At 28.0% G+C, this 1,782-nt stretch carries 2 protein-coding genes; both read right to left on the reverse strand.

Annotated features, from left to right (window positions below):
- Positions 1 to 232: 232 nt before the first annotated feature.
- Entirely contained in the window at positions 233 to 1,012 is a 780-nt protein-coding gene (locus ACOSP6_RS00040; RefSeq protein WP_422092677.1) for a hypothetical protein, read from the reverse strand.
- A 229-nt stretch (positions 1,013 to 1,241) separates the two neighbouring features.
- Positions 1,242 to 1,782, reverse strand: a 541-nt coding sequence (locus ACOSP6_RS00045; RefSeq protein ID WP_422095658.1) for a hypothetical protein, incomplete at its 5' end; no start/stop codon positions are given.

Consider the following 1,782-nt stretch of genomic DNA (forward strand, 5'->3'; position numbering starts at 1 on the left):
TTTGCGGGAAAAGGACGCGAGTCGTTTTCCGATGTAGCAGAAAGATAATTAATAAGATTGAATTTCCGATGAGGAAATTCAGCCGCAATTAATTATACACCTTGTTGTAAAACGTTTTTTATTACTCAATTCGGTTATATCAATATTCGATTGTTATAAAATTAATGTCATTTTATATGTTTACAACAGTTACAGTTCCTATATTTAGCATTAAAAATTGCAGTAAACCGTTTTAGAAATCTTGTCCACAATCACATTCAATAATGTAATCTTTTTTATAAAAATTCATAAATGTCGCAACTGCTTTTATCGCCTTATCATAATTATAATTAAGTGACATTTTAATTATGTTTTGGTATTTTAAAATTTCATCATCTTGTTTTGTGTTAATGATATCGTCCCTAAATTGTTTTAAACTCCAAATATATTGATTGGCTGGTGAAGATTTTCTAAAAAAGTCATTACCTGTAGCTCCAGTTAGAACTTTGGTTATTTTTGTTTTAAAGACATCATGTTCCTGTAACTGAATTTTATTATAAATAATTGTTTTGTTTTTCTGTTTATCTACAAATGTATAGTCATCCGGAATCATTTGATTAATAAACGATTCAATTGCTGTAAATAGAAAAATAACAAATCCACTTACTAATCCATGATAATTGTATATGTCATGAATGGCTGGCTCATTGAGTGCAACAGTATAGTCTAGCTTTTCTATTAGTGCTTTTTTTTGTTCGGAAATTTGAGCGAGACTTAATTGTGCATTATTGAAATATACTAGAGTTGGGTCTGGTACTGGAAAAACAAAGTGTTTCCCTTTTAAATTATGCACAAATCCACCAATAACAATGTCGTCAACTGTTTCTATAAAAGCGACTTTTCCTTTTCTTTCAGACAATTCTTTTTGAGAAATTCCATCATTTTTTAAATCAATAAGTTCAAATTCTGAACGTTCAAAATTAATTTCTTCTGAAGTTTTTTGAAAAAAGAATCTTCTCTTGATGTGCTTCATGTTTGGAAATGTTTTACAACGGACTTGTGTATGAAATGTAGCGTGTAAAAGGTCATTAACTTTTCGGATTAACACATAGCCGAATTTTTATATTTTGTTTTTAATTTTTTACTTTTTAAAAGCCAAATTAAAAATTTGGCGGACTTCTTAAATATACAAAAACCTCTGGTTTTAGCAATTACTAGCTATGTTTTTTACACCTTGTTGTGCTTAGTATTTTTTAATTCCGTTAAAGAATATAATTATCACAAAACCTTTCAGACTTTACATATTCAGTTAGCCTTTCAGAATGAATTAGCCTTTCAATTTTTAGACAATTTTCATAGCCCGACTCTGTTAAATACCAATTAAAATCGTCTTTAGTTACTAGTGTTATTTTTATGATTCCATTCTCAATTTTACAATAAGCGGAAATATCAATTATCTTAATATATTCTGGTTGCATATAGTCAGGAAAGTCTTTAATTTCTGATTTAGGCATTTTTTCTCCATCAGCTTCTCGGTATATTTTTCCAGGAATAAATTTTTCGTAACCATCAGGAAATTTTTTTAAGGGAATTCCTAGTTTTTCAATTATGAATAATAGTTCTGATTTATTCCTATAAATTAATTCTATAAAGAAGAAATCACCATCTTCCCAAGTAATTGAAAAATCAAATAATTCGAGATTGTTTCTCCATTCTTTTATTGAACTCAAACTTGAGTAATTTCTTGTAGAAACATTTATTTTATTCATTATTTGAGTATTAAGCACAACGTATTTGTGTATG

The sequence above is a fragment of the Tenacibaculum sp. MEBiC06402 genome, from assembly GCF_049239625.1.
GTDB lineage: Bacteria > Bacteroidota > Bacteroidia > Flavobacteriales > Flavobacteriaceae > Polaribacter.